General features: G+C 66.6%; 13 protein-coding genes and 1 pseudogene. 11 read left to right on the top strand and 3 right to left on the bottom strand.

Going from position 1 to position 14,671, the window contains the following annotated elements; all coding sequences use genetic code 11:
* Positions 1–89 precede the first annotated feature (89 nt).
* On the bottom strand, positions 90–2,924 hold the full coding sequence (locus tag QZY03_RS10260; RefSeq protein ID WP_295580648.1) for an SUMF1/EgtB/PvdO family nonheme iron enzyme: 2,835 nt from the start codon (positions 2,922–2,924) through the stop codon (positions 90–92).
* Between the two features lie 98 nt (positions 2,925–3,022).
* A complete protein-coding gene (locus QZY03_RS10255) occupies positions 3,023–3,937 on the bottom strand; it encodes a TIR domain-containing protein (protein WP_295580645.1) in 915 nt (304 codons plus the stop codon).
* Positions 3,938–4,548: 611 nt separating this feature from the next.
* On the opposite strand from QZY03_RS10255, the gene QZY03_RS10250 reads away from it, so the two are divergent.
* The 7 genes and pseudogenes from QZY03_RS10250 (at position 4,549) to QZY03_RS10220 (ending at position 11,201) form a co-directional block, all read left to right on the top strand.
* Positions 4,549–6,663 carry a PKD domain-containing protein gene (locus QZY03_RS10250; RefSeq protein ID WP_295580643.1) on the top strand — a complete coding sequence of 705 codons (2,115 nt, stop codon included), beginning with the start codon at positions 4,549–4,551 and terminating at the stop codon, positions 6,661–6,663.
* Between the two features lie 650 nt (positions 6,664–7,313).
* Positions 7,314–8,381: a hypothetical protein gene (locus tag QZY03_RS10245; protein WP_295580641.1), complete on the top strand. Its 1,068-nt coding sequence runs from the start codon at positions 7,314–7,316 to the stop codon at positions 8,379–8,381.
* Between the two features lie 143 nt (positions 8,382–8,524).
* Positions 8,525–8,614 (top strand): annotated as a pseudogene (locus tag QZY03_RS32060) (type II toxin-antitoxin system HicB family antitoxin); the annotation flags it as partial.
* A 40-nt stretch (positions 8,615–8,654) separates the two neighbouring features.
* A complete protein-coding gene (locus QZY03_RS10235) occupies positions 8,655–9,197 on the top strand; it encodes an MOSC domain-containing protein (RefSeq protein ID WP_295580636.1) in 543 nt (180 codons plus the stop codon).
* Between the two features lie 3 nt (positions 9,198–9,200).
* Entirely contained in the window at positions 9,201–9,365 is a 165-nt protein-coding gene (locus QZY03_RS10230) for an HPP family protein (RefSeq protein ID WP_295580650.1), read from the top strand.
* A complete protein-coding gene (locus QZY03_RS10225; protein ID WP_295580634.1) occupies positions 9,362–9,736 on the top strand; it encodes a hypothetical protein in 375 nt (124 codons plus the stop codon). The genes QZY03_RS10230 and QZY03_RS10225 overlap by 4 nt, the downstream gene beginning before the upstream one ends.
* Positions 9,737–9,779: 43 nt before the next feature.
* Positions 9,780–11,201: a hypothetical protein gene (locus QZY03_RS10220; protein WP_295580633.1), complete on the top strand. Its 1,422-nt coding sequence runs from the start codon at positions 9,780–9,782 to the stop codon at positions 11,199–11,201.
* 3 nt (positions 11,202–11,204) lie between these two features.
* Here the strand turns inward: QZY03_RS10220 and QZY03_RS10215 are convergent, their stop codons facing one another.
* On the bottom strand, positions 11,205–12,047 hold the full coding sequence (locus QZY03_RS10215) for a LysR family transcriptional regulator (RefSeq protein WP_295580631.1): 843 nt from the start codon (positions 12,045–12,047) through the stop codon (positions 11,205–11,207).
* Between QZY03_RS10215 and QZY03_RS10210 the strand changes: the two genes are divergently transcribed.
* The 4 genes from QZY03_RS10210 (at position 12,036) to moaD (ending at position 14,585) form a co-directional block, all read left to right on the top strand.
* On the top strand, positions 12,036–12,350 hold the full coding sequence (locus QZY03_RS10210) for a TusE/DsrC/DsvC family sulfur relay protein (RefSeq protein ID WP_295580629.1): 315 nt from the start codon (positions 12,036–12,038) through the stop codon (positions 12,348–12,350). The two genes, QZY03_RS10215 and QZY03_RS10210, sit on opposite strands and share 12 nt — an antisense overlap.
* A gap of 163 nt (positions 12,351–12,513) precedes the next feature.
* Positions 12,514–13,044 (top strand): molybdenum cofactor biosynthesis protein B, encoded by a 531-nt coding sequence (moaB, locus tag QZY03_RS10205; RefSeq protein WP_295580627.1) that lies wholly within the window; start codon positions 12,514–12,516, stop codon positions 13,042–13,044.
* A gap of 10 nt (positions 13,045–13,054) precedes the next feature.
* A complete protein-coding gene (glp, locus tag QZY03_RS10200) occupies positions 13,055–14,320 on the top strand; it encodes a gephyrin-like molybdotransferase Glp (RefSeq protein WP_295580625.1) in 1,266 nt (421 codons plus the stop codon).
* A 10-nt stretch (positions 14,321–14,330) separates the two neighbouring features.
* Positions 14,331–14,585, top strand: a complete 255-nt coding sequence (gene moaD / locus QZY03_RS10195; protein ID WP_295580623.1) for a molybdopterin converting factor subunit 1 — start codon at positions 14,331–14,333, stop codon at positions 14,583–14,585.
* Positions 14,586–14,671 lie beyond the last annotated feature (86 nt).

Here is a 14,671-nt window from a genome sequence, read left to right as displayed (position 1 = left end):
GGGGATGTTGGGGTTCGTTCCTCACCCCAACCTACGGGCTGCCGGGGCCGAGCCCATCCAACAACATCGCATACCGCGCTGGGCGCGGTTTAGTGTTCAGTGACCAGTGGATCAGTGTTCAGAGGGATGGGGCACGCACACACCACACGGAACCCAACCGTGTTGTTACGGTTCGTCGGGTTGTTCCTGTAGCGGGAGACGACGCGCGCGTCGGCTGGGTTGTTGCCCCAGGAGCCGCCGCGCAAGGCACGGGCAGCATCACTTTCCGTGTTCGTGTCAGCCGGGTTCTCGTGCTTGTTGAGACACCATTCCCAAACATTGCCGGCGCAGTCGCGCAGGCCGTCCGGCGAGGCGCCGCGGGGATAGAGTCCCACGGCCGTGGTCTCGCGCAGACAAAGTCCCGCGGCATCGACCGGAGTCTCGTCGACATTGGCCAGACCCATGCCGTAGTCGCCGTCCCAGGGGTACTGGCGGGCGTCATGACGACCGCGCGCGGCGCGTTCCCATTCAAACTCGGTGGGCAGCCGGATGACCTGATCGGCGTCGATCAGGCCCGCCTGGCGAGACCGGGCGGTGAGCCAGCGGCAATAGGCCAATGCCTCCACCCAGGCGACATTGACCCGCGGACGGTTGGGTTGCTCCCACCGTGGACCATCCGGGATCGGCGCCAGGTAACCTTCCTGCCACCACTCCGGGTTGGCATAGTCGTCCGCCGCGTCGATGAACGCCTGATACTGCGCTTTGGTGATGGGATAGCGGGCAATCCGATAGGCCCGGTCGATGGACTGGCGCTCGCCCTTGTCCTGCCAGTGGAAGGCACCGGGGGCGAGGTCGATCCAGTCGAGATCCGGCAGGCCGTCCGGGCGCAGCCCGATGCCGGGGCGCCGATCGCCCAAGACCGCCAGCAGGTCGCCGATACCCAAGCGACGGGGGTACCAGCGCGCGCCCCCATCCTGCGCCAGCAGTGCCAGGACCGTATCCAACCCGCCGCGCAGCCAGTCGGCCAGCGCCGGTTCCTGAGCACCAATCCAGTCGCCCAGGGCCCGGGTGGTCTTCCAGGTGCGGCCGAGGGCGGTCAGGCAGAACAGCAGTGTCAGGGCGTCCGCGCCGGCCGCGCCGCGCGCAAAGGCCCGGCGGGTCAGGTCCGCCAGCTCGTCCGGATCGTCCTCGGCCAGGAAGTAGGCCGTCCGCGCATCGGTTCGCAGCCCGGCCCAGAGCCCGGCGCGCTCAAGCCGCTCGCGCAGATCCCGGCGCACGCCGGGCACCAGCAGTTGGTCGTCGGGGCGGCCGGCCTGGTCCCAGCGCGCGGCCTGGCGCCGGACCTCATCCCGGCGGACCAGGGCCTCGGCCTGCTCGCCGATCCAGTCGGCCAGTCGGGACCATTGACGCAGCAGGGCCTCGTGCGCCACCTCGACCATCGGCTGGCCGTCCCGCGCGCCGCAGACCAGCAGCCGCACCTGATCGTCCCGCCCCCTGGGCGCGCGCGAGAAGACCTCGATGAAGATGCGCGCCGGATCCGCCGCGGCCCAGTGGGCGAGCGGCGCCCGCCGGCGGGTCGGCTCGCGGCTGTCCGGATCGATGCGGACCAGCTCGGCGAAGACCCGGCGCATCAGGTCCTCGGCCGCCGCGCCGTCGATCCCGTGGTCTTCATGGAGCAGCCTGAACCCACGGTCGGCGCGCTCGGTCAGGATGCCTTGGAGTCCGTGCAGTTGGTCCTCATAATGCGCCAGGGTCAGGCCCTCCGCGCTGGTCCCGAAGCGGTCGAACAGGTCCTCCAGCACGGCGCCGAGCAGGGCCAGACCGCCGCTCTGGCCCTGCGCCTCCTGGTGCAGACGGGCGCTGAGCCGGGGGTCGAGCCGCAGACCCACGGCCTGGGCCGGACCCTCGATCATGCGCGCCAGGGCGTCCGGCGGCGGCGGTGACACAAAATAGGGCGGCTGACGGTTGAGCAGGCGGCACAGGTCCGGATGATCGTTGAGATGGTACAGAAAATCCGAACGGATGGTGGCCACCAGGCGCAGCCGCGGGTCGGCCACGGCGCGCAGCAGAAAGGCGATGAAGGCCCCGCGGTCGGGCGCGGGCACCAGGGTGAACAACTCTTCCAGTTGATCCAGAATCAGCAGCCAGGCCGGTCGCCCTTCGAGCAGGCGGTCGAGCAGACGCGGAAACTGATCCGGGTCGGCCCGCAGCCGCGCCGCCTCGGTCCGCGGCACCAGATCGGTGCGGCGGGCGCAGCGGTGGACACTCTGCACCAGGCCCTCGAAGGGGTCGCTGACGAAGTTCGGCGTCATGGCGCTGATCACCCAGTCGCGGCTGTCGGCGATGGTCGCCGGCTGATCCGGCGGCGGTTCGTGCAGCGCGCGCCACAGCCCGGCTTTGACCAGGGAGGACTTGCCGGACCCGGAGGCCCCGGAGACCACCAGCAGATCGCCCGCGGCGAGCTGGCCCAGCCGCTCCAGCAGGGCCGCCGTCTCGGTCTCGCGGCCGAAGAACAGCCGCGCCCGCTCCGGATCGCGGCCCCAGTCGTAGGCGAGCAGGCCGGGATAGGGGCAGCGGATGGGCCGCGACCCGGCCCGATCGGCGCAGGCCGGGGCCAATTGGTCGACCAGGGTCTTGACCGCGGCGTTGGCGTCGTAGTGGCGCCGGCTGACCTCGGCGAGCAAGGCGCAGGCCGGATGGCGGCCGTCGATCAGCTCGGCGGCGAAGAAATTGATGCGCTGGACCAGTTGGCCGGCGACCGTGGGGCTCTCATCATCCCAGTTCAGTTCAGCCGCCGCGGGATGACGGCCCAGCGCGGCCTCCACGAAGGCCTTGCGGTCCCGCACCAGGGACCAGGCCGGGAGGATGAGCAGTAGGTCGCGCAGGCACTTGCGTGTCAGGTCGCCGTCGGCGTCGGCGTCGTGGACTGGATTTGTTGAATCCATGTTCATCCTCTGCTGTGATGGGCGGGCGGTGCGTATAGGCGGTCGGTCCGCACGGGCGGGCGGTCTGCACAGCGGACCCTACGGCACGACCACGACGCTCAGGCGGCCGTGCACCCGAAGGCCGCGGCGAGTGTCTGCACCTGGTCGCCGATCGCCGGATGCAGATCCCAGCCCCGCGCGCGGATCTCGGCGAGGAGGCCGCACACCGCATGATGGCCGTCCGACAGTGGCACGGTATCGAAAAAATGCAGCTTGAGGATGAGATTCCCGGCCACCGTGTAGCCGTCATCGTCCCAGATCAGGTTGGCGGCAGCAGGATGCCGGCCCAGCGCGGCCTCCACGAAGGCCTTGCGCTCGCGCACCAGCGGCCAGGCCGGCAGGGCCACCAGCAGGTCGCGCAGCACCAGCCGCTGCTGCTGCCAGGTCTGTTCATCCACGCGCCCGGCCGCCGCCGGCTGGACCGGCTGGCCGCCCGCGTCGGCGAAGACGAGCGGCGTGCCGGACGCGCGCGGCTGCCACTGCGGCGGCCCGAGTGCACCGGGTTCGACACCCGCCTGGCCGAGCAGCGCATCAGAAAGCGCCTGGTAGGCTTCGTCCGATGTCAACGTGTAGAAGGTCAGGCCGCGCAGGGGCTCGGGAATGCAGCCGCCGTCGCCGGCCGCGAACAGCACGGGGATGAACTTGGCGGTGACACTGCGCGCGTCGTACAGCGCCTGGGTGATGATGGCGCCCTCCCAGTCCACCCCTTTGCCCAGGCCGGGCGCTTCGAGCCCGCGGAACCGGCGATAGTAGGTCGCGGTGCAGATCACCAGGACGCACTCGGCCCAGTCGAGCTGATTCAGCATCCAGCGCGGCCAGCCCTCGGGCGGGGCGCCGTTCACGTACTGGTCCAGCCGGGTGTCGATCCCATCCGCGCGCAGCCGTTCGGACAGGCCCAGCACGCGCTCCCGGTGCGCGGGACTGTCATGGCTGTAGCTAACGAACACCCGCGGATGAGCGCCGGGCTCCTGCATGATCGCCTCCTGGTTGTGGGTTCGCGCCGGTGGGCCATGATCGGCGTTCCGGCCGCAACGATCATCCGGAATTGTCCACAGATGTCACAGATGTTCACAGATGAAGAAAAAAATCTGTGACATCTGTGGATCAGCTTTCCGGCCTCGATAAAGATTTCGGCCACTTGGGCTCGCCGGGTGCGTAGTCAGGCCATCCTGGCCTGACACCGTCAGGGCTGGAAGCCCTGACGACGCACGCCGCTGGCCGGGACTACGATCAAGGCCAGCTTTCCGCCGCAAGGTCTCGGCGGACGCTGGCCTGAACGATAATCAAGGTCCGCCGTGGCGCACCACCCATAGCCGATGCGGGGTTGGGGTTCAGCGTACCCCAGGTCACGGGCGCTTGGAAGCGCCGACCCACGGCGCCTGGCCCGACCGGCAGGCGACGAGCGCACGGCTTGCACCACAATGGCCAGGCCGGGTTTCGTCTTGCGCCTTGTGTGGGCATGTCACAGAATCCTGATCAAACGTCAGGTTATCATCGGGCCGCGGTCGGGCGCGGGGCGGTCGGGCGTGCTGCCGGTGCGCTCGCCCAATGGCGCCGATGACCGCGTCAACCCGGAGATCAAGCCATGTTTGCGTGTCGTGATCACGCGGCCCTCGCTGCGTCTGCACTATTGTCGCTGTGGTCGGTCGCCGCCGGTGCGGCGGATTGGTTCGTCGCTCCCAACGGCAACGATGCCTGGAATACCGCCGGCACCATCAGCGCCCCCTTCAAGACCATCTCCCGGGCCAACTGGGACGGCTTCGCCGGCGCCGGCGACACCATCCAGGTTCGCGGCGGCACCTATCTGTTGAGCGCCGGGGAGTGGATCGGCACCGGCGGTGCCCCCGGCAACCCGCTGACGGTCAAACCCTACCAAGGCGAGCAGGTGATCCTGGACGGATCGGCCATGTCCTCCTCGGTGCTGGGGGTGGGCGCAAGCCACGTGGTGATCGAAGGCTTCGAGGTCCGCAACAGCGCGCGCACCGGGATCACCGCCTGGGGCGGCGATGCGGGGCAAGCGGGCATCCAGGATATCGTCATCCGCAACAATCTGGTGCACGACTGCCAACGCGGCGGGATCTACGTGGGTCATGCCATCGCCGAGACCACGGCCGGCGTGCAGAACGTGCTCATCGAGGGCAACGTGATCTACCACACCGCCATGGACAACGCGGCACGCTCCGCCACCAGCAGTTGGCCGGGGGCGCTGAGCGTCGCCGGCAGCCAGGACGTGGTGGTGCGCAACAACCGGGTCTACGAGAACCTGGGCGAGGGGATCATCGCCGGCAACGCGCGGCGGGTGCAGATCCTCGGCAACGAGGTCTACGACAACTACTCGGTGAATCTCTATGTGGACCGCGGGACCGCGATCCGCCACGAGGGCAACCTGGTCTACTCCACCGGCAACAGCGCCTATTTCCGACAGTTGGGTGGGGTGTGGCTGCCCGCCTCCGGGGTGCAGATCGCCAACGAGAACGAGACCCTGTGGGCCGACCCGATCTGGTCCTCGGACAATGTCATCGTCAACAATGTCTTCATCGGCAACCGCAACGCCTTCCACTACGGCAACTACCAGGGCGGCGGCGGCATGCATGGGGTGCTGTTCGCCTTCAATACCATCTATGGATCGGTCCAGGCGGCCCTGGATATCGACGCCGACACCCACGGCACCAGCGAGATCGCCAATAACCTCTGGGTGCAGACCCCGGCACCCATCGGCGGCGGGGCCCAGACGGCCCTGGACGGTGACCTCACCGGCATCAGCTTCCACCACAACCTGTGGTTCGGCGGCGCGCCCCAGTCCGGCGCCGCCCCCTCCGACCTGGGCGCCGATCCGGTCTTCATCGCCCCCGGCGGATTCGCCGCCGCCCACTATGACCTGCTGCCCGGTTCCCCGGCGCGCGGCGCCGCCGCGGCCCTGGCGGCGGTGACGCAGGACTATGCCGGCAATGCGCGGGACGCCTTCCCGACCCTGGGTGCCTACGAGGGCATGGGCGGGGCCGTGCCGCTGCCGGTGGCGAACTTCGCCGCCGCACCGGTGGCCGGAAGCGCGCCGCTGACGGTCGTCTTCACCGACCATTCCGGCGCGGCGGCGACCTGGTCCTGGGACTTCGGCGACGGCACAACCTCCCAGGAGGCCTCGCCGAGCCATGTCTACAGCGTCCCCGGCCGTTACAGCGTGACCCTGACCGTGACCAACGACACGGGCAACGACAGCGAGACCCAGACCGGACTGATCCGGGTGGTGGACCCCGCGGCGCGGCAGACCGTATTCGCCGACGGTTTCGAGACCGGGCTGGCGGGCTGGTATCGGGAAGGCCGAGTCGCCTGGTACGCCGGCACCCCCCGGCATGACACCCATGCCATGCGCTTTACCGGCAACAACGTCTGGGTGGAGCGGTCGGTCTCCACCGCGGGCTTCACCGACATCGTGCTGTCGGTCTCCCTGGGCGCCGCGTCCTTCGAGAACTGGGAGTACCTGGTGCTCTACTGGTACGACGGGCAGCGGTGGCAGTCCCCGGTGAGCATCGACAACCACCATCCGGCGAGCGACGGCCAACTGCATACAATCGAGGTGGCCCTGCCCGCCGGTGCTGCCGACAATCCGCGCTTCCGTGTGGGCTTCGGCATGTGGGACACGGACACCAAGGATTTCGGGTATGTGGACGATGTGCTGGTGACGGGGGTGCCGGTCCAGTGATTGGTCAGTAGTCAGCCTGGGGTGGACAAGCGCCGACCGTCGCTTGGGGTGAGGAACGAACCCCAACATTCCCAAATTCAGACCTCGTTGCGGAATGAATGAAAAAAAGCCCCCGGCGTAGGGACTCCGGTTGCCCGGAGCCCCCCGCCACAGACCGGACGGCGAGAGCGGGTAGGATCGACATTGAATGCGGGCTTGTTTAGTTTTTAATCAATGGTTAGTCACCTTCGATTCAACGCTGAATAGAGTCCGTATTCACCGTTAAGTCACTGAAATGTCATCGCAATAGGCCGCTACTTCGCACCATGAACGCGGCTGTCGGGGGGGCGAAACAGTGTATTAGCTATCACTAATGTATGAGGCGATAAGTGTGCAATTTTTGCGTTGCGTACTGTGTATTTCTTCGTCCGTAGCCAAATCAAAAGTAGGAAACTTTAGCTATCTGAACGGCGAACCCTGGTACGCCGTGCACCCCCCTGCTGATCCCCGAACTGGAGCGCCAGCAGCAGGCCGCAACGCCCCCCGCCGCCGCGGCGACCTGAGCCAGGGCATGGCCGAGGCCCGGTCCGTGAGCCTCAACCCGGCCGGTGAGGCTGAGTGGCAGCGCTTCCGGCAGCACCTGGAGTGGAGCGATCAGTTTGCCCTGATCTTTGTGTTCCGCGACCGCCCCGCGGTCGCGGCCTGCTTTTGGCATCCATCACCGGGCGCGGGTCACCGGTCTGGAACTGCCGCAACCGCAGACCCCGCGCGCCCTGCTCGGCGACCTGCTGCCCCGGCTCCTGCGCCCGGCCAACTACCAGCAGGCCATCGACGCACCCAGCTGGCTGGATCTCCGCCGCGGTCCGGCCGCGCCGCCGGATGATCAGACACTGGCGGCCGAACGCGCCGCCGCCTGGCCCGAGGCCAGACTCGCCCTCCTGACGCGGCTCAACGAGCAACGGGAATCCCTGCGCCGCACCCTGACCCGACCGCTGATCCTGATCCTGCCGCGGGAGGAGAAGGCCGATCTGCGCGCCTTATGCCCGGATCTCTGGGCCATCCGCCAGTTCACCGTCCAGACCGAGGACTGGCTTGCCCCTGCGGCGACGGACTGGGAACCGACACCGATGCCGGTTGCGTCCCAGGGGCAAGACCAGGGATCACGCCTGGCCTTTCCGCGGCCAAGGTCGTGGTGGAAGGCGCCGGGGCGTCTCCTGGAGCGGGGCGGCGTCTCCTCTCAACCGCCTGGAATGCAGTCCGGACAACAGTCCGCCCGGCGAACTGGAGATCGCCGAACGCCTGGCCGCCGCCCTGCCGGACCATGTCGATTACCGGGAGCTCCCGGCCTGGTTCCGGCAACGGCTTTGATCATTGCACTTTATACGTTCATTTGCGGCACAATCCGCTTTCGCAATCCACTGACGGGGCTGATCATGAGCGAAGACATCCGCGGCTATTGCTGGAATTGCGGTCATGGACTGACCCGGCTGGACCTGGGGCGGGAGACCGACTGCCCCGGCTGTAACAAACCGACGCACTGCTGCCGCAACTGCCGGCATTTTGCCCCAGGCCGGCCGAATGAGTGCATGGAGCCCCAGGTGGAGCGCGTGGTCGACAAGATCCGCTCCAACTTCTGCGAGTTCTTCGAGCCCAACCCCAAGGCGCCGACAGACACCGCGGTCGTGGACGCGGACGCCCTACGGCGGGCGGCCGAGTTGCTGTTCGGCCCGCGTCAATAGCGCATTCGTTTCGGAAATTGCCCCCAATGACGACGTGCAATAGGCTGACGGTGCCGTTGCGGCCTCGATCATCGTTCCGGCCGGGCGCGTCGGTCCGCACAGCGGACCCTACGGTAAGGACGCGTTCCGTAGGAGTTGAGATCATGCTGTATCCGGTGTATGTGCATCCGGGCGACGCGGACCACGCCCACGGCGTCACGATCCCCGATTTCCCCGGTTGTTTTTCAGCCGCCGCGGTGCCGGTGTGCCATGAGTCACCCGAGGTTGCACGCTATGAACCCGATCGTCATTGCCGTTGCCGCGAACGCGCGCCATGGCTTTTCCAAGCAGACCCGGCCGAGCATCCGTCTGCTGGCGGGGCTTGGGGTCGAGGGTGATGCGCATTGCGGGGTCGCCGACAGGCACCGCTTCCATGTCAGACGCCGTCCGGCCCGGCCGAATCTGCGGCAGGTGCATCTGATACAGAGCGAACTCTTCCCCGAACTGGTTGCGCGCGGCTTCGCGATCGAGCCGGGCAGCATGGGCGAGAACATCACAACACGGGGCCTCGACCTCCTGTCGCTCCCGCGCGGCACCACGCTGTCCATCGGGGGCGAGGCCGTGATTCAGCTCACGGGTTTGCGCAGCCCCTGCTCCCAACTCGATGCCTACCGGCCCGGACTCATGGCGGCGGTGCTCGACCGCGCGCCGGACGGCGGTCTCATCCGCAAGGCCGGGGTCATGGGTGTCGTGGTGAACGGGGGAACAGTCGTTACGGGGGACGCGATTCGACTGACCTTGCCGGCCGATCCTCCTCAAGGGCTGGAACCGGTCTAGCGCCTGGCGGCCAAGCGAGCGCCCGGCGGCTCGCACGACGCCTCGGCGGTCCTGGTCTTTGACGCGGTGCGCAGCCCGCTCGCCGAGCCGCGCAACCTGGTCGGCGGCCATGTCCTCTCGGCGCTGGTGGGTGTGACCTGCTGGCAGTGGCTGGGGTACATTGAATGACCGCAGTCCATGAACCGAAGATGCCATCCATCGTGAGCCGATCCTCCGCAGACGCAACAAGAGTCAACCTGTACGACAGGCTTTTTGAACAACAACTCAACGCCGGCGTGCCAGCGCTGCTGGCGACCGAGACCGTCGTCGATGCCTATCTCGATAACAAGCCAGCAACCCGCGGGAAGCAGAAATACACCCGACAGCAGCGCGATTCGAACTTTTGGTCCAGTGACTTCGTCAACGGCATGCCGAGCGAGGCGTGGCAAGCGGAGGGACCGACGCTCGCACTGGCGCGCTATCTCGGCCAAGAGGCCGTCGCGAATGCATTTATCACCGCACCTGTTTCCATCTCGAGATGGTCCGTCTCCCAGATATGACCTCAGAGCGGCTTTCGAGACACTGCTTGACGCTCAGATCGAGTTGAACAGCTTCATCTCTCAATCGGCGGATGCCTTTAGCTTCGACGATGGGATCGAGTTCGTTCGCACTGGAGAAAAGGCACTGGATATCGTTGAACGAGATCCGTCGATCCGTGCCGCGTGGGAACGCGACGGAAGGAAGCTCGAACGGCTTCACGGCTACTGGTTATACCGTGCGTTGGACGAGTTCGTTCACTCCGGTCTGGCGATAGCGACGATCGGATCGCCGGAAAACCACGAGGCCAATCGCCTGGCCTATATCCGGGCGATTCGCACACGGCTTAAATTGACCGAAGTTTATGGACTTGATGAAGCGGTGACGACCGACTCGGGAGCGCAAGTCGATCTCTTTCAGGCGCTACTGGCAACGGAGTTGATGTCGGCATTCTACCAACGCGACTTCCTCCAAGCCTTCGTCAGCCATTTCAACGAGACAGGAAATTGGGCTCCAGCACTCAGCCTGTTGGCCCTGGGAGGATTCGCGACGGGTGAAAACCGCCTTCCGCTCACCTGGTCCGACCGCAAGGCGAAGATCGCGAGAATCATCGGCTGGACCGTCAGCAAGAAGTCGCCACGCGGCAACCCATTGATGGCATCCGCGATCCTCGACTTCTGGACGAGTGACTTGGTGACGCTGGCTGCACGGCTCCGACAAAACGAGCCGGGGCTGCATCCCGAATTGTTCGAACGTCCAGTCCTGAAGCTGGACCAACTCTTGATCCAGTTGCCCTGGATCTTCGGCATGCAAAACAACAGCACGGCCGCAATCAACAATCTCCGACGGATCGGCGCGCGACGCGCCGACGCCAGGCTCGAAACGCGGCGTATCGAGGAGCAACTCGGCCGGCTCTTTGAATCGCGAGGATTCCGAGTCGTGCTGAACTGGGAACCCGTGGACGAATCCGATGCCCGCGCCGGCGAGGTCGATCTCATCTGCGCACTGGGCAGGATTGTGCTGGTGTTGGAGGTGAAATCGACTTTCATCAGACAATCGCAGCGCGAGGCGTGGCGGCACGGGACGACGACACTCCGCAAAGCCGGCCAGCAATTGCGGCGCAAGGTTCCAGCCGTCGAGCACGCCCTATCCGAGGGATCGGATCTAGCGGCTTCGTTGAACCTCGCAGCAGACACCGACTCAGTATCGGTCCACGGTTGGATCGTCGATACATCGATTGAATGCGACCATGAGCGATTCAGCGGTTTTCTGAAGGTGTCCCTGGAGGAGGTACTGATCGCATTGCGGGACGACCAACATTTGTTGAACGATCCTGACGGCATCCTTTCCGGCCGATATCAAAAAGAAGAACCTGCGATAGCGGACAATGCTCACACTGAGACATCGCTTTACCCAAGCGGCTTTACCGTGGACAAGTTCATGGATGCAGTGGAGAAGGAAGCTATTTGGAAAGAGCCTGGCTGTTGAGGGTCAACCGTCTTCCGAAGCACCGGCACCTGTCGCCAACCCCTCGGCCACCAGCGCGCGTAGCGTGACCAGCGCGGTCGTGAGCTCGCTGGAGTCGCTATCGCCCGGATAGACGACATAGGCCGGCAGCGTCAGGGTCGGCGCCCCCTTGATCCGCTGCAGACAGCCGCCGCGCAGATAGCCGGCGGCCACGCGCTCGGGCACGAAGCAGCTACCGCCGTTGACGAGGATCAACTGCAGGCCGAGCCAGCCGATATTGGCGGTCTGGGCCGGCCGCTCCATGTCTGGATAGACCTTGCGGTGCTGGGCGTAGAAAGTAGGCCCCCAATCCACATAGACATAGCCGTCGTCCGGCGGGGACCGGTCCGGCGCGTCGCCGACCAGAATCAGCGTCTCGTCGAACAGGTGCTCGACCTGGATGCCCGCGCCTTGCTGGGGGCTGTACATCAGGGCGAGATCCATGGTGCCGGCGATGATGCGGCGCATCAGATCCTCCTCGAAGCCGATCTCGGTGTTGAGCGAGATGTCCGGCGCCGCCGCACGCATGCGCCCGGCCCAGCGCGGGAGGAACGCGTCCCAGAGCGCAATGCGCGCGCCGATCGTCAAACTGGCGCGGAAGCGGCTTGGCAGGCCGACATCGTGACACGCCTGCTCAAAAGTGAGGAGCAGGGTCTTGGCGTGACGCAGGAACCGCTGCCCGGCCGGGGTGAGGCTGGCGCCCGAGCGGTTGCGCACGAACAGGCGCGCGCCGAGTCCCTGCTCCAGGTTCTGGATGCGCGCGCTGACGGTCGACTGGGTGACATGCACCCGCGCGGCGGCCTCCAGGAAGCTGCCGTGGGCGGCCACCGCGAGAAAGGTCTTGATCTGGTCGATCCCTCGGACTGGTCGGAACACTTCGCGCGTGCCCTGGCCGCGCAGGAGGGGCTGCCCCTGACCGGGGAGCACTGGGAGGTGATCCGCTTCCTGCGCGCGCGTTTCGCCCGCAACGGCATTCAGACGACGGTACGCGACATGATCGTTCACTTCCGCGAGGTCTGGGGACCCGAGCGCGGCAGCAACCGCTATCTCCACCAGATTTTTCCGCGCGGCGGGCCGCAGAAGCAGGGCAATCGGCTGGCGGGACTGCTGCGGACCAAGGGCGAGCATTGAGGCTTTGGGCGATTGCCGGAAAATCCGATACCGGATCGCGAAAAGACGAGCGAGGCAGTATAGGATTTGACGGAAATCGCCTAAGCTGGCGGTCCGGGGCGGCCTTCGACCCCAGCCGCGCCATCGCGATCGACGAACAGGCGTTACAACGCAGGAGAACGGCATGACCGAGCACTTCACTGAACAGGCATTCCTGCCGCTCAATATCGCGATCCTCACCGTCTCGGACAGCCGGGGCGAGGACCAGGACACCTCCGGATATTTTTTGCGGGAGAGCGCCGAGACGGCCGGACACCGGGTTGTCGCCAAGTTGATCGCGCCCGATGATGTCTATCAACTGCGCGCGGTCGTCTCGGGCTGGATCGCCGACCCCGAGGTCAACGTCATCCTGAGCACCGGCGGGACCGGCGTGACCGGACGCGACAGCACCCCCGAGGCCGTCCTGCCGCTGTTCGACAAGGAGATCGAGGGCTTCGGTGAGCTGTTCCGTCAGATCTCCTTTGCCGAAATCGGCGCCTCGACCATCCAGTCGCGCGCCTTCGCCGGCCTGGCCAACGGCACCTTTGTCTTCTGTCTGCCCGGTTCGACCAGCGCCTGCCGCACCGCCTGGGAACACATCCTGCTGCCACAACTGGACATCCGCACCCGGCCTTGCAACTTCGCCCAACTCATCCCGCGTCTGCGCGAACACTGAGGGGCGCGCCATGGTGACCCAGGATGACTGCGGATCGACCTCCGAGGCGCGCCCGACTCTGAGCAAGCCCCTGAGCAAGCAGGCGGCGATCGAGGTCCTGCTCGCGCGGGTCCAGCCAATCGCCGACACCGAATCGATCCCAACCGAGTTCGGGCTCGGGCGGATCCTGGCCACCCCGGTGACCAGCACCATCCCGGTCCCCGGCTGGGACAACAGTGCCATGGACGGCTATGCCATCCGTCACGCGGACCTGGCCGCGCAGGACGGACGCCTGCGGGTCACGCAGCGCATCCCGGCCGGAACCACCGGCACGCCGCTGGAGCCCGGTACCGCCGCGCGCATCTTCACCGGCGCGCCGGTGCCCGCGGGCGCCGACACCGTGGTGATCCAGGAGGTGTGCACGCGCGCGGGCGAGACGGTCGTCATCCCGCTCGACGCCAAGGCGGGAGCGAACATCCGGCGCGTGGGCGAGGACATCCAGGCCGGCGCGCGGGTGATCGCCGCCGGCACCCGGCTGGCGCCCCAGCATCTGGGTCTCGCCGCCTCGGTCGGCGTGGCCGAACTGCAGGTCTATCGACGCCTGAGGGTCGCCATGCTGGCGAGCGGCGATGAGTTGGCGATGCCCGGCGAGCCGCTGGGACCGGGCCAGATCTACAATTCCAACCGCTATACGCTGCGGGGGCTGCTCCAGGGTCTTGGCTGCGAAATCCTGGATCTGGGCATCGTCGCGGACACCCTCGATGACACCATTGAAGCCCTGCGCCGTGGCGCGGCGGTGGCGGATCTGATCATCGCCAGCGGCGGCGTCTCGGTGGGCGAGGAGGACCATCTCAAACCCGCGGTGGAACGACTCGGTCGTCTGGATCTCTGGAACATCGCCATGCGCCCCGGCAAGCCGGTCGCCTGCGGCAGGGTCGGCGAGACACCCTTTTTCGGCAGCCCCGGCAACCCGGTGTCGCTGTTCGTGACCTGCTGTCTCTTCGCCCGCCCTCTCATCCTGCACATGCAGGGCGTGACCGGCGACCTGACGCCACGCACGCTCAAGCTGCGCGCCGGCTTCGACTGGCCCAAGCCGGACCGGCGCACCGAATTCCATCGGGCCCGACTTGAGACCGGCGAGGACGGCGAACTGGAACTGGCGGTTTACCCCACCCGCTCCTCCGCGGTCCTGTCGTCGGTCGCCTGGGCGGAAGGTCTAATCGAGATCGCGCCCGGCCAGGTGATCCGGCGCGGGGACCGGGTCGACTTCATCCCCTTCGCCAACCTCTTCCACTGAGACCGCCACCGTGATCCGCATCCTGTATTTCGCCCGTTTTCGCGAACAGCTCGGATTGGCCGAGGAAACGTTCGCTTGCCCGTCGCATATCGAGACAGTGACCGACCTACTTGTCCACCTGCGCGGACGCGGCGGGGTCTGGGCCGAGACGCTGCGCGAGGGCGAACGGCTGATGATTGCCGTGAATCAGGAGATCGTTCGCCCCGAGGCGCCGATTCGGGATGGTGATGAGATCGGGTTCTTTCCGCCGGTTACCGGAGGGTAACGTCAGCAGTTCCAAATTTGGGTGGCCACCGTCAGCAGCGTTTGGGCGGCGAGGCTGATGGTGGATGCGCTGCGCTTATCCACCCT

Source organism: uncultured Lamprocystis sp. (genome assembly GCF_903933125.1).
Taxonomy (GTDB): domain Bacteria; phylum Pseudomonadota; class Gammaproteobacteria; order Chromatiales; family Chromatiaceae; genus Thiodictyon.
This window is presented reverse-complemented; position numbering and strand designations above follow the sequence as displayed.

Excerpts from the sequence above, each read along its gene's own strand:
- QZY03_RS10260 (WP_295580648.1), bottom strand. The coding sequence starts at position 2,924 with ATGGATTCAACAAATCCAGTCCACGACGCCGACGCCGACGGCGACCTG.
- QZY03_RS10255 (WP_295580645.1), bottom strand. The coding sequence starts at position 3,937 with ATGCAGGAGCCCGGCGCTCATCCGCGGGTGTTCGTTAGCTACAGCCAT.
- QZY03_RS10250 (WP_295580643.1), top strand. The coding sequence starts at position 4,549 with ATGTTTGCGTGTCGTGATCACGCGGCCCTCGCTGCGTCTGCACTATTG.
- QZY03_RS10235 (WP_295580636.1), top strand. The coding sequence starts at position 8,655 with ATGAACCCGATCGTCATTGCCGTTGCCGCGAACGCGCGCCATGGCTTT.
- QZY03_RS10225 (WP_295580634.1), top strand. The coding sequence starts at position 9,362 with ATGACCGCAGTCCATGAACCGAAGATGCCATCCATCGTGAGCCGATCC.
- moaB (WP_295580627.1), top strand. The coding sequence starts at position 12,514 with ATGACCGAGCACTTCACTGAACAGGCATTCCTGCCGCTCAATATCGCG.
- glp (WP_295580625.1), top strand. The coding sequence starts at position 13,055 with ATGGTGACCCAGGATGACTGCGGATCGACCTCCGAGGCGCGCCCGACT.